An 18,785-nucleotide genomic window follows, 5' to 3' on the forward strand; every position below is an offset into this window, starting at 1 on the left:
AGTGGGGAATTGTCCGGACGGCAAAGCCTGTTAGGGGAGTGGGCCGGCACCGCGCGCATCAACGCAAAAAAGAAACATCATGCCCGAACTACCCGAAGTCGAAACCACCGTTCGCGGGCTGGCCACCGTGCTGGAAGGGCAGGCCATCGCGCGCGTGCGCGTCAACCGGCCCGATCTGCGCCGCCCGTTCCCCGCCGATCTGGCGCAGGCGCTGACCGGCGCGCGCGTGACCGGGATGGGGCGGCGCGCCAAGTACGGGCTGGTCCACACCGACCGCGACCGGACGATGGTGTTCCACTTGGGCATGTCCGGCCGCTGGCGCATCGATCCAACGGACATCGGCAAGCACGATCATCTGGTGCTGGAAACCGGCAACGGGCACGTGCTGGCGCTGAACGACGCGCGGCGGTTCGGCTCGGTCGATCTCGTCGATACCCGGTTGCTGGAAGCCTGGCCGGCCTTCGCCGCGCTGGGGCCGGAGCCGCTGGGCGCGGGCCTGACGGCCGCGCACCTCGCCGCTGCCTTTCGCGATCGCACCGCGGCGGCCAAGCTGCTGCTGCTGGACCAGCGCATCGTGGCGGGCCTTGGCAACATCTACGTCTGCGAGGCGCTGAACCGCGCCGGCATCCATCCGGAGCGCGCGGGCGGCAAGGTCACCCGCAAGGCGCTGGAGCGGCTGGTGCCGATGATCCGCGCGGTGCTGGAGGAATCGATCGCGGCGGGGGGATCGACCCTGCGCGACTATGCCCGGCCCGACGGTGAACTGGGCTATTTCGCCAAGGACTGGCGCGTCTATGGCCGCGAGGGCGAGCCATGCCCCTGCGGCGGCACCGTGGAGCGCGTGGTGCAGGGCGGCCGCTCCACGTTCTTCTGCCGCACATGCCAGACGTGACGGGATTCGTCCCGACCCTAGGGGGTGACGAAGTTCACCACTTCGCTCTGGGCCGCACAGGCGGAACCGCCCGAGGGACGATAGCTGGCGGCATAACGAAAATCGCGCGCCATGCCTGAAGCCGCGTCGACGAAGACGAACGGCGGATAGGCGAGGAGCGCGCGGGTATTGGCGGTTTTGCCGTCCGCGCTGATGTCGAATTCCAGTTTCACCCAACCTTCAAAGCCCATGTACAGGGCTTCCATGGGATAATCGCTGCTGTCCGCACGCGAACTGCGCAGCGCCGGCGTTGCACCGATCACCGAACACTGTTGTTCGGTCAGGCCGGTGCGCTGGAAGAAGCCTTGCGCGTCCTGCAGGTGGCCTTGGGCGGCCGCGATGTTGGCCAGATAGAGCAGCGCGACCTGCCGCAACGGATGCCCTTCCCCCAGCCGCGCATCGTCTGCGACGCGCTGGTAAAGTTCCGCCTTTTGCTCCGCGCCGGCCTTGCTGCTCAGGCGTTCGGCCGCCAACAAGCGAACCGTGGCCTGCGCAAGGGCATCCCTGGCGATGTCCGGCATGTCGGCAAGCGAAAGGAACCGGTTGGCCGCGGACGAGCGAGGGTCCTTCGTCTTGCTCGCCGATATTGCCAAGGCAATCATCTCGCGCATCACGCGCAGGCTGTTCAATGCCTGCGGATCGCCTTTCGCGCCTTCGAGAAGCGCCATGGCATGGTCGATTTCGTCGACACGCGACTGGATGGCACGGCCATCGGCAAGGGCGGCCAGCGCGAAGGCGGCGGCCGCGCCGCGCGCGTCGCCGGCAGTTTCACGGCTGGCTCCGAACTGGTGAAGCTGTTCCCTGCTGCGATAGAGCCGGCTGTTTTCCATATTGGGGAAGCCGCTCGACTGGATGATCGGAGACGCCCATTCATCCATGCGGTTGAACAGCGGCGCCACGATGCCGGGCATCCCCGCGCCGCTGTTGGAGCAACGCATTTCCACCCGGGTCAGCGCGCGGAAGAAGGCGGGAACCTTGGCGATCTGTTCGGGTTGCCAGGACCAGTCCAAGGCCGCACGGGCAAACGTCGCCGCTGTCCGGTAATTGCCGCGCGAATAGATCGTCTGGGCGGAAAGAACGTGGCCGTCATCGTCGATCGAGAACTCGACAATGGCCAAATCCTCGGGTCGCAAGCCGAATTCCTGCCCGCATTCGGGTACCGGCATCGCTCTGCCCGGGGTAAACCGGGATTTCTCGATACGCCCGGCACCGGTGTAGGCCAGTGTCAAGCGTGCCTCGTCCCGCTTGCCGGCAAGCAACTGCGCTTGCGCCAGATCGGAGCGTATCGCCACGTCGTTGATCGAAACCTTGCTTAGGGTCATTCCCCCGGCAAGGTCGACCGCCTTGCGGAAATCGGCGGTCGCTTCCTTGATCTGGCCTTGATTGAGATAGATGCGTCCGCGCGTGGTGTAGGCGATCGCCAGCGATTCCTTGCTCGCCTTGGGGATCGACTGCACGACGCCGAGGGCCTCGTTTGCATAGTCGAGCGGTACGGTGCCCCCGTCGAACGCCGTGACCTGGGCAAGGTGGACGAGGATCTGCGCGCGCGGCGCGCCCTGGACGAGCGCGAGCGCCTTGCGGTAATGGATGATCGCCGCATCGTGATCGAAGGCCTGCGCGGCGGCACGGCCGAGTGAATCCTCCGCCCGCATGACGTCGAATGTGAAATCGGGTCCGGCCGCGACCAGGATGGGCAGGCCTTTGTGGATCTGTTCGCTGCCTTCCTCGAATTCTCCATCCGATACCAGGCAATTGCCCCGGCGCACCGCGATCGCCGCGTAGGAAAGGGTGCCAGGCTTTACGCGGGGGTCGATGGCCAGACGATTGAAGATTTCAAGCGCGGTTCCGCATTGGCCGTTTTCAGCCGCTTCGGATGCCTTGTTGAATTCCTCCTGCAAGCTCGGTTTCGCGGCTGGCGCGGCGTCCGCCGCCCAAGCGGTTGCGGCTGGCAAGATCGCCAAGGCAATGGAAAGACAGGCGGATTTCAAGCGCATCCAAGAACCTTTGCGGCGTTGGCAATGTCAGATAATCTAGCCGCCATGAGACGGCTGTCCATTGCAGTTGCGTTTATTCTTGCGGCACTTTTCGTGCCGGCCGCGCTGGCGCAACCGGCCGCCGACGATACCGGGCGACGGATCGTGCTGGTCGGTGCGCGTTGGTGCGCGCCCTGCCAGCTCGAATTGCGGATCCTGCCGGCGCTGGAGGCGGCAAGCGCGCCGGACCAACTCGAACTCGCCTGGGTCGATCGTCCGCCCAGTCTGCCCGACGTTCCCGACAGGCGCGCGCGGATATTGCCCTTGTCGGCGGCGCGGGCGCTGGCCGAAGCGCATGGCGGTGAGGGCAGAGGGTTGCCTTTCGCCATCCTGATAGCGCGCTCGGGTCGCGTTTGCGCCATCTGGCGCGGGCCGTTGCGACCGGCGGATGTCCCGGCGTTCCGACAGCGCTGCGATAACCGCCAATCCCCTTCCGCGACGGATTGATTATGCCGCGCGCAGGCGTAGCATGGTCAAGGGTCAGGACCCATTACTGGCGCGGTCGAGGTTTGAGGCAAAATGGCCCGGCGCAAGGAGGAGGGGCGCAGGAATATGTCGATATTTCAATTCCCTCCGACGCCGCGCTGGGCCATTTTGGTCAAATCCCTGCGGGACGCCCAAATGGCTTCCATCTCGAACCGAAAGGCGCTGGCAAAGGCAACCAGCCTTCGCGGCGCGCCTTTCGGCCCGATATGTTCGCCATTTGGACGCCTCGACCGCGCCAGTAAGGGATCCTGACCCTAATGGAGAGGATGGCTTATCTGCTGTTTCTCGCGGCGCTGGCCTTGGGTGGCCCCGCGCCCGCGCAGGCCGATCAACCGCCCCGGCTGCGCAATCCCGCCGGGATGATCGGGCGTGACGATTACCCCAAGGATTCGCTGAAACGCGAGGAATTCGGCGTGGTCTCGGTGGCGCTGGAGGTTTCGCCGCAGGGGCGCGTGACGGCGTGCGCGGTGACCGAAAGCAGCGGCTTCGTGGCGCTGGACACGGCGACCTGCGCGCTGTTGCAGAGCCGCGCGCGGTTCGAGGCGGCGAAGGACGCCGCCGGGCAGCCGGTGGCCGGGCGGTTCGCGCTCTCGACATCGTGGGGCATGGGCGAACACATGGCATCCTCGAACATGCGCCTGACCCTGCAGGCGGCGAAGCTGCCCGACGATTACCGCCAGTCCGTGCGCGCGCAGGTGGCGTTCGACGAGACGGGCCACATCCATGCCTGCGACATCCTGCAATCGAGCGGCAGCGCCGCGGTCGATCGCGATGCCTGCGCGTTCATGACGCGCAAGCTGACCGTGCCGCCGCCGAAAAGCCTGGCGCCCGGCGTGCGCCCGGAAGCGATCCGCTATGTGCTGGCGCAAGTGATGACCCGCGCCGAAGCGGAAAAGGTCGCCGCGCAGTAAGCGTGAACTTTTCCAAAATATAGAACGTTCAAATCCAGATTATGCCTCTGCATTGAAAGGTCGAGTCGCCGTATTCCTTCACTCACCCCAGCGACCCGGGGCGAACGAACGCACTTTCCAGAGCTTTCCCAGAAGGATACCGCCATGACCGTCACCGCAACGCCCACCCCCGCCAAGGCCCTGCTCGATCCGGCCAACCACGCGCTTGTCCTGATCGACTTCCAGTCGCAGATGGCCTTCGCCACCAAGTCGATCGCGCCCGAACTGCTGCGCAACAACGCCGCGCTGGTGGCCAATGCCGCCGCCGGCTTCAAGGTGCCCACGATCCTGACCACGGTGGCCGAAAAGAGCTTTTCCGGCCCGATGTTCAGCGAAATCACCGATGCCTTCCCCGGCCAGCCCCTGCTCGACCGCACGTCGATGAACACCTGGGAAGACGCCGCAGTGATCGACGAGGTCAACCGCATCGGCAAGGAACGGCTGGTCTTCGCCGGCCTGTGGACCTCGGTCTGCATCGTCGGCCCGGTGCTGTCGGCGCTGGAACAGGGCTTCGAGACCTATGTCATCACCGACGCCAGCGGCGATATTTCCGACGAAGCGCACGAGCGTGCGGTGGAGCGGATGGTCCAGGCCGGCGCGAAGCCGATCACCTCGCTGCAATACCTGCTCGAACTCCAGCGCGACTGGGCGCGGGCGGAAACCTATGACCTGACCACCGGCATCGCCCGCAAGTGGGGCGGCGGCTACGGTCTGGGCATCACCTATGCCCGCGCGATGTTCAACGCCTCGGAAGGCGCGCACTGAACCCCTTGTTTCCCCTGCGGCCGGGCGGCTCTCCCTGATCCCTCCCGCCCGGCCGTTCCTGCCAACCTCCTGTGATCCCAAGGAGAATTCCCATGAGCTTTGTTACCACCGCAGACGGTACCCGCATTTTCTACAAGGACTGGGGCAGCAAGGACGCCCAGCCCGTGGTCTTTTCGCACGGCTGGCCGCTTTCGGCCGACGCCTGGGACGGCCAGATGCTGTTCCTGCTCCAGCAGGGCTATCGCGTGGTCGCCCATGACCGGCGCGGCCACGGCCGTTCGGATCAGCCCGACACCGGCAACGACATGGACACCTATGCCGACGATCTGGCGGCGGTGATCGCGGCGCTGGACCTGCGCAACGTGGTGCTGGTCGGTCATTCGACCGGCGGTGGCGAGATCGCCCACTATGTCGGCCGGCATGGCACGGCGCGCGTGGCGAAGATGGTGCTGGTAGGCGCGGTGCCGCCGCGCATGGCCGTGAGCGATATCTATCCCGGCGGCCTGCCGCTCTCGGTGTTCGATGGCATCCGCAAGGGCGTGGCCGACAACCGTTCGCAGTTCTACCTTGATCTTTCGACCCCGTTCTTCGGCTTCAACCGCGAAGGCGCGCAGGTCAGCGACGGGCTGCGCCAGTCGTTCTGGCGGCAGGGCATGCAGGGTTCGATCGTGGGCCAGTACCTGTGCGTCCACGAATTCTCGGAAGTCGACTACGCCCCGGACCTGAAGGCGATCGACGTGCCCACGCTGTTCATCCACGGCAACGACGACCAGATCGTGCCGATCGGCAACGCCGCCGAACTGGCGGTCAAGATGGTGCCCGGCGCGGAACTGAAGGTCTATGAAGGCGCGCCGCACGGGTTGACCGCGACGCACCAGGACCGGTTCGGGTCTGACTCAAATTCCGTGCAATCCAGGTCACGCTGGCGCCATAACTCTGGCTTTGAGAAGGTCGATTTTGGCGCGCCCGTACATCTGGCGCTTGATGGCCTTGAGGCGGTTGACTTTGCCCTCGACTTGACCGCTGGACCACGGCGTCGAGATCGCGGCGGCAACGGCGTCCTTGTCGGCTTCGACGCCGGCAGCGAACCCAGCAAGCTTGGTCTCGGCCGCCATGGCGATCCAAGGATCGAGCCGGGCCTTGTCCTTTGAGCGCATCATGGCGTGGAAGCAATCGAGAGCCTCGCGTGCGCTGATTAGCGCTGGCACGGCCTTTTCGATCACCGCGTTTATCAGGGCGGTCTGCGCTGATCCGGTGTCGCGCTCGGTGGTCATGCTGCGCGCGATGGTCCGTGCACTCAGCCCCGCACCGCCGGTGTGGCCAAGTTTTTCGTCGCGACGACGACGGGTCGCCCATTCGCTGACTACGCGCAGCGAACCGCCAAAACCGGAAGCCTTCAGCCGCCGCCACAGTTCAGCCCCAATCCGGCAGCCTGCATTCCACTCCGCCTCGAGGGTCAGCGACCAGACATCGAGCGAACTCTGGCGCGTGCGGAAGGTGTCGTGACGCTGGCCGCGCAGGACCTTGCGGATGGTCTTGCGCGACACGCCGGTCGTGCGTGCCATGACCCTGATCGGCACGCCTTGCCCGGCCAGATCGATAATCTGGCGGTTGAGGGCCTCGCGCAATTGGTAGCCATCCCACTGGATGCGCTCGGCACGGGTCAGGGTCGCCGGATCGACCGGCCCCGTCGGCGCCAGCGCGCGCCGCAAACATGGCATTTCCGAACGCACTGCCGCCAGAAATGCTGCCGAGGCGTTCTCGAACAGGTGCCAGCGGTCGGCCACCTGCTGTGCCTGCGGCGCCGCCTCGCTTGCGGCCGCACCATAACCCGGACCACGGTCGCGACAGATGATTTCGACTTGCGGGTTCTGGCGCAGCCAGGCGATGACCGTGTCGCGCTGACGATCGGGAAGCAGGTCGATCACCTCGCGTCGTTCGAGATCGACCACGATGCTCCCGTAGCTGTGGCCGCGGCGCCAAGCGAAGTCGTCGATGCCAACCACCCGCGCAGGTGGCGGCGGCACGGAGGCAGGATCGCTGCGTCTCAGAACTCGAAGCATCGTGTCGCGCGACCAAGGCGCCGACAGACGCGCCATCATGCGCGAGCCCGGCCTACCACCCAGCGCGACCGCCACCGCGCGCACTAGCGCGTCGCAACGACCCACCCTGCGGCCATATCGCCGGCCAACCGGCGGCGCCAGCGGCTCGCTGAACGTGCGCCTTGGACAAAGGGTATGCGTGCACCGAAACCGTCGAACCGACAGTCTCAGCCTGACGATGCTGCCGCTGACCGGCAAATCCGAAAGCATGCGGTCATATCGACTGTGGAGAGACGTCGATGGCATCGCGCAATCCGGGCAATCCGCTCCCACGGCCGCCAATCGGCCCGACATCTCGACGATTCCGTCGATCACAGTCCGGCTTTCCACGATTAATCCCGGTAACTGCAGGCTACTGTCCCATGCTTTCGAGGCCATCGACGTGTGCTCCTTGCTGACCCCCAATCCAGTTGGCCGCACACAGCGCAGAAATGTCAAATCTGCACGGAATTTGAGTCAGACCCCCGGTTCAACGCCGACCTGCTGGCCTTCATCAAGGCCTGAGGAGGAGAGACCGCCATGCAGGCCATGCTCCTTTCGCTCGGCGCCGGAACGCTGGCCGGCATGGTCTATGGCCTGCTGGGGGTCAAATCCCCCGCCCCGCCGGTGATCGCGCTGGTCGGGCTGGCGGGAATCCTGCTCGGTGAACAGGCGCTGCGGGCGGCCAGAGCGGTGCTTGATCCGCCCACCGTGACCCAACCGGCCGGGCGCTGAACGCCCCGCCCTCCGAAGCGCCCGCCGGTCCCAAAGATCCGGCGGGCGTTTTCGCGCCGGGCATGATGGCATTTGTTTCGTCATTGCGAGCGTAGCGAAGCAATCCAGAGCCTCACGTGGTGCCCTGGATTGCTTCGCTACGCTCGCAATGACGATGGGGAAGGGCGATGTCGTGCTGGCGAGATTGCCCGGCGCTAGATGTCGCCCAGCCCTTCGAGCTCGCGGTCCTGCGCGCCGAGTTCCACGAACTGGTCGAGCAGCCACGAGGCGGCCGGGCCGGGCGGGGTATCGCGCCGCCACACGCCGTTGAAGCGATAGGTGCCGCCGACGTGATCGGGCATGTGCAGGCGTACCAGCGTGCCCGCCACAAGGTCTCCGTCGATCATCGGCAGCGGCATGTTGCCCCAGCCGATCCCTTCGCGCAGCAGGGCGTGCTTGGCCGAAAGGTCGGCGAGGCGCCAGGTCTGCGGGCTCGTGACCGAATAATCGCGCCCTTCGGTGAAGCGCGAACGGTCGGTCAGCACGAGCTGGGTATATTCGCGGCCCATGCCGGGCAGGATTTCCTTGGCGCGGCCCAGCGGGTGATCGGGCGCGGCGACGGGCACCATCGCCACCGACCCCGCCATGCGCGATTCCAGCCCTTCCACGCCGGCGGAAAGCGGGCCGGAAATGCCGACGATGGCCTTGCGGTCCAGCACCATCGCCGCGATGGCGCCCAGCGCTTCCATGTGCAGCTTGAGCTGGACGGTGGGGAACTCCTGCTTGAACGCGCGCAGCACGCGGCCCAACCGGTCGGGCGGCAGCATCACGTCGATGGCGAGGTCCACTTCGGCCTCCAGCCCGTCGAGCAGGCCTTTCACCTTGGCGCGCAGCCCGTCGATCCCCTGCGAGATCGTGCGCACTTCGGCCAGCAGGGCGCGGCCGGCGACGGTCAGCTGCGGCTTGCGCGTGCCTTCGCGGTCGAACAGTTCGAGGCCCAGCTGCGCTTCGAGATTGGCGATGCCATAGCTGATGACCGAAACCGCGCGGTTCAGCTTGCGCCCGGCGGCGGCGAAGCTGCCGGTATCGACGATGGCGAGGAAGATGCGCAGCTGATCGAAAGTGGGGGTGCCGGGATTGCTCACTTTTCCGATTCCTCGAATGAATTGCCGCATTTTATCTGACTGAGCGGAAAGGATGGCAACGCCTAAATGGAAGCCTGACGGCGCGGCCTTTTCCGGCGCGCCAGCGGAGACATACCATGATCGAACTGCGTCCCTTCGACAGCCTTGGCGGCGCCAACCACGGCTGGCTCGATGCCAAGCACCACTTCTCGTTCGCGAGCTATCACGATCCCGCGCGTGTCCACTGGGGCAACCTGCGCGTGTGGAACGACGATACCATCGCGCCCAAGAGCGGCTTTCCCCCGCACCCCCACCGCGACATGGAAATCATCACCTATGTCCGCGAAGGGGCGATCACGCACCAGGACGACCTTGGCAACAAGGGCCGGACCGAAGCGGGCGACGTGCAGGTGATGAGCGCCGGCACCGGCATCCGCCACGCCGAATACAACCTGGAGGACGTGACGACCCGGATCTTCCAGATCTGGATCATCCCGACGCGCGATGGCGGCGCGCCGAGCTGGGGTTCGCGCCCGTTCCCCAAGGACGACCGTTCCGGCCACTTCGTCACGCTCGCCTCGGGCTATGACAACGACAACGACGCGCTGCCGATCCGCACCGACGCGCGGGTGGTGGGCGCGACGCTGAAGGCCGGCGAAACCGCGGAATACCCGCTGGGCCGCGATCGCAAGGCCTACCTCGTGCCCGCCAGCGGCGCGGTGCAGGTGGGCGACGTGCGCGTCAACGCCCGCGACGGCGCGGCGATCAGCGATCTTGACGTGGTGCGCATCACCGCGATCGAGGACAGCGAGATCGTGATGGTCGACGCCGCCTGACCATTCCCTGCCGATCCCCGGAACCCCGCGCCGCCCCGGCGCGGGGTTTTCCGTGTCCGCCGCAATAGCGCCTTTTGGTTTCACTCCATGAAACCATGCCGCAAGGGGAGCGGCGCGGCGCGCGCGGCTGCCCCAAAGTGCCGCAAATTTTCACGCGATGGCTCTTGACCGACTCTCGGTCCAAATTAGTATGTAACACTAACAAAATCGGGATGGCCCGATCGGGAGAGAGTCGATGGTGCAGCAAGGCGGCGTGGAGCCGCTCCCTCGGGCAGGCGGCACGGCATGAGCGGGATCGCGCTCTACCACTGGGAACCCAACGCCAATTCGGGCAAGCCGATGCTGGCGCTGATGGAAAAGGGCGTGTCGTTCGACAGCCATTACATCGACATGCTCCAGTTCGACCAGTACAAGCCCGGCTACCTCGCGATCAACCCGCAGGGCACGATCCCGGCGATGACGCACAGCGGGGCGTGGGGCACGCGCGTGCTGACCGAAAGCACCGCGATCATGGAATACGTGAACGAGGAATTCGCCGGGCCGGCCCTGATGCCCGCCGATCCGCGCGACCGCTGGCGCATCCGCTGGTGGATGAAGTTCATGGACCAGTGGCTTGGCCCCAGCTTCTCGATGATCGGCTGGAGCGTGTTCGTCGGCCCGATGGTGCGCCAGCGCGATCCCGCTGAACTGGACGCGGCGATCGAGCGCATCCCGCTGCCCGAACGCCGCGTGGCCTGGCGCAAGGCGATCAGCGGCCAGTTCGGCGAAGCGGAAATGGCGGAAAGCCGCCGCCGCGTGGCGCTGGGCATCGGCCTGCTCGAACAGGAGCTGGGCAAGCGCGCCTATGTCGGGTCGGACCAATACAGCCTGGCCGACATCAACATCTTCAACAGCACCTATTCGCTGCCGCTGTCGCAGCCGGACCTCGCCGGCAAGGACCGCACGCCCAACATCATGCGCTGGCTCAAGCGGGTGTACCAGCGCGAGGCGGTGCAGAAGACCTGGGCGATGGGGCGCACCGATCTCGCCCACCGCTACAGCCTGATCATGGAAGGCATCGACTGATGGGCGCGGTTCTCTATCACGGCGAGCCGAACGGCGCCTCGCTGACGGTGCTGGCGGCGCTTGCTGAAGCTGGGGCAGAAACGGGCGGCGAAGCGGCGCTGGGCATTACCTGCCGGCCGATCGACCTGCTGGCCGGCGAACGGCACCGCATCCCCGGCCTTTCCGAACGTGTCGCGCTCGACATGGGGATCGAGGGCGAAGGCCCGGTGCTGGTGATCGATGGCGAGGCGATGACCGAGTCGGTGTTCCTGGCGCAATACATCGACGAACTGGCGGGCGGCGCAGGGCTTCAGCCGGCGGATTCGCACGCGCACTGGGAAATGATGATGTGGTGCCGCCAGATCACCGAACGGCTTTCGCCGGCGGCGGCGCTGCTCGGCAACCTTGCCTCCTCGCAGGCGGAAATCGCCGCCATTGGCGCGGCGGATTTCGCGGGAATCACGGCCAGCATCCCGTCCGACGATCTGCGCCAGCGCTGGCAGGCGCTGCACGATGGCACGATCGACGCGGCGCAGGTGGCCGACAGCGAGACCAAGGTGGCGCAGGCGGTCGCGCGCTGCGAAGGCCAGCTGGCCGACGGGCGCGACTGGCTGATGGGCGTCTATTCGATCGCGGACATCGTCACCTTCTCCTGGCTCGCGGGCATGGAACTGCTGCGCCCCGAAGCCTTCGCCGCCGCGCCGAAAACGACCGCGTGGCTGGCGCGCGTGCAGGCGCGGCCCGCCGTGGCCGCCGCGCTGGCGCGCGCCACCGTATCCGAACCGCTCCGCGCCTGGGCGCCGGGGCCTGAAATCAATCGCTGGGGGTAAGCCGACGATGCGTGCAATCGACTATTTCGACCGGGGCCATGATCGCGATCCGCAGCGGTTGGCGGTGGTGGACACCGAAACCGGCCTGAAGCTGACCTTCGCCGAGACCAAGGAACTGTCCGAACGGATCGCGGCGGCGCTGCAGCGCGGCGGGTTCGAGAACCAGGACCTGTTGGGCCTGTACGGCCCCAACGACGGAATGCTGCTGGTGGTGCTGCTGGCCATGTGGCGCGCCAACGGCAAGTGGATCCCGGTCAACACGCGCAACGCCATCGATGCCAACGCCGGCTACATCAACTACGTGCGCTGCAAGTGGCTGGTCTACCATTCGTCGAAGGCGGACGAGGTCCAGCAGCTCAAGGACCGCTGCCCGGTGATGCAGCACTTCGTCTGCCTGGACCAGCGGATGGGCGACGATCCCAGCCTCGAGGAGTTCATGGCCGGCGTGACCGCCGCCGATTTCGTCGAGCCGGAGGTCGATGCCTTCGGCAACCTGTCCGATCTGGTCGGCATCTTCCCCACCGGCGGCACCACCGGCCCGTCGAAGGGCGCGAACGTCACCAACCTGGGCTGGGGCACGATGATCGAGACGGCGGCCGACGGCATGGGCGGGCGCACCGACAGCCCGGTGGCGCTGGTTTCCGCGCCGATCACGCACGCGGCAGGGCCGATCGCGCTGTCCACGTTGAGCCTGGGCGCGACGCAGGTGATCCTGCCCGGATTCGATGCCGAGCGCGTGCTGCAGACCATCGCGGAGTACAAGGTCACCCACATGTACCTGCCGCCGACGGCGTTGTACCAGCTGATGGCATCGCCCGAGATCGGCGACCACGACTATTCCAGCCTGCGCATCTTCATCCTGGTCGGTTCGCCGTGCAGCCCGGAAAAGCTGCGCCAGGCGGTGGAGATCTTCGGGCCGTGCATGTGCCAGTCCTATGGCCAGGTGGAATGCCCGATGATCGTGGCGTGGTTCCCGCCCGAGGACGTGGCGCGGTTCGCGAAGGAAGCGCCCGAAAAGCTGGCCGCCTGTGGCCGGCCCACGCGCTCGATCCGGGTCGCGCTGCTCGATGACGACGGCCGCGAGGTGCCGCGGGGCGAGGCGGGCGAGATCTGCGCGCGCGGGGCGCTGGTCAGCCATTCCTATTTCGAGAAGCCCGAGGAAACCGCCGAAGTCCGCAAGTTCGGTTGGCACCACACCGGCGATGTCGGCAAGTTCGACGAGGACGGCTACCTCTATATCGTCGACCGCAAGAAGGACATGGTCGTCTCCGGCGGGTTCAACGTGTTCACCGCCGAGGTCGAGGCGGCCGTCACCGAGCTGGCGCACGTGCGCGAGGCCTGCGTGTTCGGCATCCCGCACGAGAAGTGGGGCGAACAGGTCCACGCCGTGGTGGTGGCCGAGGGCATCACCGGCGCGGAGATCATCGCCTATGCCAAGGATCGCCTGGGCGGGGTGAAGGCGCCCAAGTCGGTCGAGTTCGTGGACGCCATTCCCCGCACCGCCGCCGGCAAGATGGACAAGAAGGCGCTGCGCGTGAAGTATTGGGGTGACGCCCAGCGGATGGTTAACTAACCCTTTAAACGGGACGCGAATCCGAGCCGGAAGCCGGCCGAAGGGAGAGGATGCGAGATGCGAATGATGCGTGGAATCCGGTGGGTGCTGGCATCGGGCGCGGTGCTGCTGGCAACGCTGACCGCCAGCGACATGGTGACGGCGGCAAACGGTGGCGCCCGCAGCGTGGTGGACGCCGCGCGCATCCAGGCCGCCAGCGCGGTGGACTGGCTCTCCTATGGCCGCACCTATGACGAGCAGCGCTTCAGTCCGCTCGACCGCATCAACCAGGGCAACATCGGCTCGCTGGGGCTGGCCTGGTCCGCCGACATGGATACCGCGCGCGGGCAGGAAGCCACGCCGCTGGTGATCGACGGCAAGATCTACATCACCACGGCGTGGTCGAAGGCCAAGGCCTATGACGCGGTATCGGGCAAGCTGCTGTGGGAGTTCGATCCCAAGGTGCCCGGCGAAACCGCGGTGAAGGCGTGCTGCGACGTGGTCAACCGCGGCCTGGCGGCATGGGGCGACAAGCTCTATCTCGGCACGCTGGACGGCCGGCTGATCGCGCTGGACCGCGCCACGGGCCGGCAGGTGTGGTCCACGGTGACGGTCGACCAGACCAAGGCCTATACCATCACCGGCGCGCCGCGCGTGATCAACGGGCTGGTGCTGATCGGCAACGGCGGCGCCGAAATGGGCGTGCGCGGCTATATCACCGCCTATGACGCGCAGACCGGCAAGCAGGTCTGGCGGTTCTATACCGTGCCCGATCAGCCGGGGAAGAACACCGAGGAATACCTCAAGAAGGCCGAATCCACCTGGCACGGCGAATGGTGGAAGCTGGGCGGGGGCGGCACCGTCTGGGATTCGATGGCCTATGACCCGGCCACCGATCTGCTCTACATCGGCGTGGGCAACGGCAGCCCGTGGAACCAGTCGTACCGTTCGCCGGGCGGCGGGGACAACCTCTACCTGTCCTCGGTCGTCGCGATCCGCGCGAAGACGGGCCAGTACGTCTGGCACTTCCAGGAAACCCCGGGCGAAACCTGGGACTTCACCGCATCCCAGCACATCATGCTGGCCGATCTCGAAATCGGCGGGAAAGTGCGCAAGGTGCTGATGCACGCGCCGAAGAACGGCTTCTTCTATGTGATTGACCGCGAGACGGGCAAGTTCATCTCGGGCAACAACTATGCGCCGGTGAACTGGGCTACCGGGCTGGACCCGGTGACGGGCCGGCCGATCGAAAACCCGGATTCGCGCTACGACAAGACAGGCAAGCCCTTCATCAGCACGCCGGGCGCGGCGGGCGCGCATTCGTGGCACCCGATGGCCTACGATCCCGCGCAGAAGCTGGTGTTCATCCCCGCGCAGTTCGCCGCGTTCCCCTATTTTCCGGACAAGAACTGGAAGCCTTCGCCCGTCGGCTTCAACGTGGGCATCGACCAGGCGGCGAGCGCGATGCCGGCCGACGCCAAGGTCCGCGCCGAGGCGCGCGCCGCCACCACCGGGGCGATCATCGCCTGGGACCCGGTGGCGCAGAAGGAACGCTGGCGGATCAGCTTCCCCGGCCCGTGGAACGGTGGGCTGCTGGCCACCGGCGGCGGCCTGCTGTTCCAGGGCAACGCCAAGGGCACGTTCGCGGCCTATTCGATCAAGGACGGCAAGGAGCTGTGGTCGTTCCCCGCGCAGACCGGCGTGGTCGCGGCGCCGGTCACGTTCATGGCGGGCGGCGAACAATACGTCGCGGTGCTGGCCGGCTGGGGCGGCGTGTGGCCGCTGGCGACCGGCATCCTCGCCGAGAAATCCGGCCCGGTGCGCAACGTCAGCCGCCTGCTGGTGTTCAAGATCGGCGGCAAGGCCAGCCTGCCGCCGGCTCCGGCGCTGAACGAACTGCCGCTCGATCCGCCGGCGCTGACCGGCACACCGGCGCAAGTGGCGGAAGGCGCACAGCACTTCGGCCGCTATTGCAACGTCTGCCACGGCGATGCCGCGATCGGCGGGGGCGTGGTGCCCGACTTGCGCCGCAGCGGCTTCCTGGCCGATCCCAAATCGTGGCAGATGATCGTGCACGACGGCGCGCTGAAGGACAACGGCATGATCGCCTGGTCGCCGGTGCTGACGCCGGCGCAGATCGAGACGATCCGGCTCTACGTGATCAAGCGCGCGAACGAGGACAAGGCGCTGGCCGCGCAAGGTGGCTGACAAGACGGCGGACGGGGGCGATCCGGCGTCGTCCCCGTACCGAGTCGGTTTGCGCTGGAAAAAGGGATAGGTCTCGCTTACCACGCATTTTTCACGGACTTGAATATTTCATGGAGTGGAAGCGTGATGGACGACCGGGCCACCGGGGCATCAAGGTCCTATCCCAAGACGAAGACGGTGATGATCCCGTCGTGACGAACGGGGCGCAATGCCCACCCCGCTGCGACTAGCCGGCCCTGCGGCCCGGCAAGTCGCGCTCCCCTCCCGCTTGCGGGAGGGGTTGGGGGTGGGCCGTCCAGATCCACATTTTTCAGGAGTAGCCCCATGCCCATCGACCTAACCAAGATCAAGGCGATCGACGTCCACGTCCATGCCGAGGTTTCGTGCCACGATCCCGAAGACCCGATCATGGGCAAGTTCTTCGATGCGGCCTCGGCCTATTTCAAGGCGCCGCGCGAACGGCCCAAGATGCCCGAGATCGTCGAGATCTACCGCGAACAGCAGATCGCCTTCTGCCTGTTCACGGTCGATTGCGAGAGCGGCATCGGTGCGAAGCGCCTGTCGAACTACGAGATCGCCGAATTCGCCGCGAAGCATGACGATATCTGCATCCCCTTCGCTTCGATCGATCCGCACAAGGGCAAGCTGGGCGCGCGCGAGGCGCGGGATCTGATCGAGAACCACGGCGTGCGGGGCTTCAAGTTCCACCACATCATGCAGAACATCCACCCGGCCGAGCAGGTTGGCTACGCGATCTACGAGGTCATCAACGAATACAAGCTGCCCGCGATCTTCCACACCGGCCATTCGGGCATGGGCACGGGGATGCGCGGCGGTGGCGGGGTGCGGCTGAAGTACGGCCAGCCCATGCTGGTCGACGATGTGGCGGTCGATTTTCCCGACATGAAGATCATCCTGGCCCATCCGAGCTGGCCGTGGGTGGACGAAAGCCTGTCGATGGCGCTGCACAAGGACAACGTGTTCATCGACCTTTCGGGCTGGTCGCCCAAATATTTCGCGCCGCAGATCATCCAGTACGCGAACACGCAGCTGCGCAAGAAGATGCTGTTCGGCAGCGATTTTCCGCTGATCCATCCGCAGAAGTGGATCGAGGCGGCCCTGAAGGTCGGCTTCAAGGAGGAGGTCCTGCCCGGAATCATGAAGGACAACGCCACCCGCGTGCTCGGGCTGGCCTGACGGAGGGGGCCATGGCTGGCGATCCCGAAGACATCCGCGCCTGGCAGCGGCTCGACGCGGAGATCACCACCTCCGGCCGGATCGAGGACAAGGATGTGGCGCGGCTGGCGGCGCTGGGCGTGCGCCACGTCGTCAACCTCGCGCTGGAAACCCATCCCGAGGCGCTGGCGGACGAAGGCGCCAAGCTGACCGGGCAGGGGATCGCCTATACCCACATCCCGGTGCCGTTCGACGCGCCGGGCGAGGATCACTTCGCCGCCTTTCGCAAGGCGGTGGAGGAGGGCCCGCGCCCGGTCCACGTCCACTGCATCATGAACTGGCGCGTTTCCGCGTTCCTCTACCGGCTGAATCGCGACCATCGCGGTATGGCCGAACCGGAGGCGCGTGCGATCATGGAACGCCAGTGGTCGCCCGACGGCAGCGACCGGCCCGAGGCGAAAGTCTGGGCCGCCTTCATCGCCGGGACCGCGCGATGACCGACCTTGCGGGCAAGCATGTCGTCATCACCGGGGCATCGACCGGGATCGGCCGCGCCAGCGCCACGCGCTGCGCGCAGGCCGGCGCGGCGGTGACGCTGATCGCGCGCCGCGCGGACCTGCTGGAACAGGCGGCGGCCGCGCTGCGGGCCGAAACCGGCGCGCGCGCGGCCTTCGCCGTCGCCGATGTGGCCGACAAGGCCGCGCTCACCGCCGCGCTGGACGCCGCCGTCGCGGCGCATGGCCCGATCGACGGCCTGTTCCTCAACGCCGGGATCGGCGGCACGTTCGCGCCGGTGGAAGACTATCTGGACGATGCCTTCGACGCGGTGCTGGCGGTGAACCTCAAGGGCGTGCTCTGGGCGATTCAGCATGTGCTGCCGGCGATGAAGCAGCGCCGCGCGGGCGCGATCCTGGTGACCGGCAGCCTGGCCAGCGAGCGCGGCTTGCCGATGAACGTGGGCTATGTCGCCAGCAAGCACGCGGTGCTGGGCCTGTCGCGTGCCGTCGCCAGCGAGGCGGCCGCGTTCGGCGTGCGCTGCAACTGCATCATCCCCGGCCTGATCGATACGCCGATGCTGGAAGGGCTTCCGCCCGAAGCCGTCTCGCAGATGGGGCAGGCGGTGCCGCAGGGGCGCACCGGCGCGGCGGCGGAACTGGCCGAGGTGGCCGCGTTCCTGCTGTCGGACGCGGCCAGCCACGTCACGGCGCAGGCCTGGGCGGTGGATGGCGGGATGCTGGGGACGATGCGCGTCTGAACGCGCCCACGGGAGAAGTCTATGGCCCTGAAATACTACCACGCCGAGCCGGTGGCGAACTCGCTCAAGTCGATGATTCCGCTGAAGGAAAAGGGCCTCGCCTACGAAAGCGTCTATGTCGATCTGCACAAGTTCGAACAGCATCAGCCGTGGTTCGTGGCGATCAATCCCGAAGGGCAGGTGCCGGTGCTCGACCACGATGGCACGGTGATTACCCACACCACGGTCATCAACGAATATCTGGAGGATGCCTTCCCCGATGCGCAGCCCGCCTCCGGCCCGCTGCGCCCGCGCGATCCGCTGGGTGCGGCGCGGATGCGTTACTGGAACAAGTTCGTCGACGAGCATGTGATGAACTTCGTCTCGATGCACGGCTGGCATCGCATGATCGGCGTGATCGCGCGCAATATCGAGAACGGGGAGTTCGAGAAGCTGCTGGAGAACATTCCGCTGCCCGACCAGCGCAAGAAATGGGCCACGGCGCGATCGGGCTTTTCCGAGGCCGATCTGGCCAACGCCACGGCCAAGATCGAATACGCGGTCGACAAGGTGGAAAGGCAGCTGGGCGAAACGGCGTGGCTGGCGGGCGATGCCTACACCCTGGCCGACATCAATTTCTACGCGCATTGCGGCATGATGGTGGAGCGCATGTTCCCCGAACTGGAGATCGCGAAGCGCGCGCCGCGCCTGGTCGACTGGCGCGAGCGGATGACCGCGCGCCCCGGCGTGGCCGAAGCGCTGCGCGGCGAGGACCGCACCGCGCCGGGCCTGCGCACCTGGACCGGGCATGTCCGCTAAGG

Annotated in this window: 17 protein-coding genes and 1 pseudogene; 15 read left to right on the forward strand and 3 right to left on the reverse strand. The window is 66.6% G+C overall.

Going from position 1 to position 18,785, the window contains the following annotated elements; genetic code table 11:
* Window positions 1–79: 79 nt before the first annotated feature.
* The gene (gene mutM / locus F1640_RS11905) at window positions 80–892 is read left to right on the forward strand and encodes a bifunctional DNA-formamidopyrimidine glycosylase/DNA-(apurinic or apyrimidinic site) lyase (RefSeq protein WP_194919357.1); all 813 of its coding nucleotides are present in this window, start codon (window positions 80–82) and stop codon (window positions 890–892) included.
* 17 nt (window positions 893–909) lie between these two features.
* On the opposite strand, the gene F1640_RS11910 is transcribed toward mutM, so the two are convergent.
* The gene (locus F1640_RS11910; protein ID WP_194919359.1) at window positions 910–2,697 is read right to left on the reverse strand and encodes an energy transducer TonB; all 1,788 of its coding nucleotides are present in this window, start codon (window positions 2,695–2,697) and stop codon (window positions 910–912) included.
* Here F1640_RS11910 and F1640_RS11915 point away from each other — a divergent pair.
* From F1640_RS11915 to F1640_RS11930, 4 genes and pseudogenes are all read left to right on the forward strand, one after another.
* The gene (locus F1640_RS11915) at window positions 2,635–3,411 is read left to right on the forward strand and encodes a thioredoxin family protein (protein WP_194919361.1); all 777 of its coding nucleotides are present in this window, start codon (window positions 2,635–2,637) and stop codon (window positions 3,409–3,411) included. The two genes, F1640_RS11910 and F1640_RS11915, sit on opposite strands and share 63 nt — an antisense overlap.
* Window positions 3,412–3,716: 305 nt before the next feature.
* On the forward strand, window positions 3,717–4,361 hold the full coding sequence (locus F1640_RS11920; RefSeq protein ID WP_194919363.1) for an energy transducer TonB: 645 nt from the start codon (window positions 3,717–3,719) through the stop codon (window positions 4,359–4,361).
* 144 nt (window positions 4,362–4,505) lie between these two features.
* Window positions 4,506–5,165, forward strand: coding sequence for a hydrolase (locus tag F1640_RS11925; RefSeq protein ID WP_125954489.1), 660 nt, complete (start codon window positions 4,506–4,508; stop codon window positions 5,163–5,165).
* 92 nt (window positions 5,166–5,257) lie between these two features.
* A pseudogene (locus F1640_RS11930) lies at window positions 5,258–6,061 on the forward strand (alpha/beta fold hydrolase); the annotation flags it as partial.
* A gap of 21 nt (window positions 6,062–6,082) precedes the next feature.
* Here F1640_RS11930 and F1640_RS11935 read toward each other — a convergent pair.
* Window positions 6,083–7,645, reverse strand: a complete 1,563-nt coding sequence (locus F1640_RS11935; RefSeq protein ID WP_194917272.1) for an ISL3 family transposase — start codon at window positions 7,643–7,645, stop codon at window positions 6,083–6,085.
* A 141-nt stretch (window positions 7,646–7,786) separates the two neighbouring features.
* On the opposite strand from F1640_RS11935, the gene F1640_RS11940 reads away from it, so the two are divergent.
* Window positions 7,787–7,981 carry a DUF1427 family protein gene (locus F1640_RS11940; protein ID WP_194919365.1) on the forward strand — a complete coding sequence of 65 codons (195 nt, stop codon included), beginning with the start codon at window positions 7,787–7,789 and terminating at the stop codon, window positions 7,979–7,981.
* Window positions 7,982–8,175: 194 nt separating this feature from the next.
* Here the strand turns inward: F1640_RS11940 and F1640_RS11945 are convergent, their stop codons facing one another.
* Window positions 8,176–9,105 (reverse strand): LysR family transcriptional regulator, encoded by a 930-nt coding sequence (locus F1640_RS11945; RefSeq protein ID WP_124810214.1) that lies wholly within the window; start codon window positions 9,103–9,105, stop codon window positions 8,176–8,178.
* Window positions 9,106–9,221: 116 nt separating this feature from the next.
* On the opposite strand from F1640_RS11945, the gene F1640_RS11950 reads away from it, so the two are divergent.
* The 9 genes from F1640_RS11950 to F1640_RS11990 all read left to right on the forward strand — a co-directional run bounded on the left by F1640_RS11950 (window position 9,222) and on the right by F1640_RS11990 (window position 18,783).
* Complete coding sequence (locus tag F1640_RS11950) at window positions 9,222–9,920, forward strand: pirin family protein (protein ID WP_124810213.1); 699 nt, start codon at window positions 9,222–9,224, stop codon at window positions 9,918–9,920.
* 285 nt (window positions 9,921–10,205) lie between these two features.
* Window positions 10,206–10,985 (forward strand): glutathione S-transferase family protein, encoded by a 780-nt coding sequence (locus tag F1640_RS11955; protein ID WP_194919366.1) that lies wholly within the window; start codon window positions 10,206–10,208, stop codon window positions 10,983–10,985.
* Window positions 10,985–11,794 carry a glutathione S-transferase family protein gene (locus F1640_RS11960; RefSeq protein ID WP_194919369.1) on the forward strand — a complete coding sequence of 270 codons (810 nt, stop codon included), beginning with the start codon at window positions 10,985–10,987 and terminating at the stop codon, window positions 11,792–11,794. Before F1640_RS11955 ends, F1640_RS11960 begins: the two co-directional genes overlap by 1 nt.
* Before the next feature lie 7 nt (window positions 11,795–11,801).
* On the forward strand, window positions 11,802–13,367 hold the full coding sequence (locus tag F1640_RS11965) for a class I adenylate-forming enzyme family protein (protein ID WP_194919370.1): 1,566 nt from the start codon (window positions 11,802–11,804) through the stop codon (window positions 13,365–13,367).
* Between the two features lie 66 nt (window positions 13,368–13,433).
* A complete protein-coding gene (locus F1640_RS11970; protein WP_194921406.1) occupies window positions 13,434–15,554 on the forward strand; it encodes a PQQ-dependent dehydrogenase, methanol/ethanol family in 2,121 nt (706 codons plus the stop codon).
* A 324-nt stretch (window positions 15,555–15,878) separates the two neighbouring features.
* On the forward strand, window positions 15,879–16,751 hold the full coding sequence (locus F1640_RS11975; protein WP_124810209.1) for an amidohydrolase family protein: 873 nt from the start codon (window positions 15,879–15,881) through the stop codon (window positions 16,749–16,751).
* 11 nt (window positions 16,752–16,762) lie between these two features.
* Window positions 16,763–17,227, forward strand: coding sequence for a beta-lactamase hydrolase domain-containing protein (locus F1640_RS11980; protein WP_124810208.1), 465 nt, complete (start codon window positions 16,763–16,765; stop codon window positions 17,225–17,227).
* Window positions 17,224–17,985, forward strand: a complete 762-nt coding sequence (locus tag F1640_RS11985; RefSeq protein ID WP_194919371.1) for an SDR family NAD(P)-dependent oxidoreductase — start codon at window positions 17,224–17,226, stop codon at window positions 17,983–17,985. Before F1640_RS11980 ends, F1640_RS11985 begins: the two co-directional genes overlap by 4 nt.
* Before the next feature lie 21 nt (window positions 17,986–18,006).
* Window positions 18,007–18,783 carry a glutathione S-transferase family protein gene (locus tag F1640_RS11990; protein WP_194919372.1) on the forward strand — a complete coding sequence of 259 codons (777 nt, stop codon included), beginning with the start codon at window positions 18,007–18,009 and terminating at the stop codon, window positions 18,781–18,783.
* Window positions 18,784–18,785 lie beyond the last annotated feature (2 nt).

It is taken from the genome of Novosphingobium sp. NBM11, assembly GCF_015390225.1.
Lineage (GTDB): Bacteria > Pseudomonadota > Alphaproteobacteria > Sphingomonadales > Sphingomonadaceae > Novosphingobium.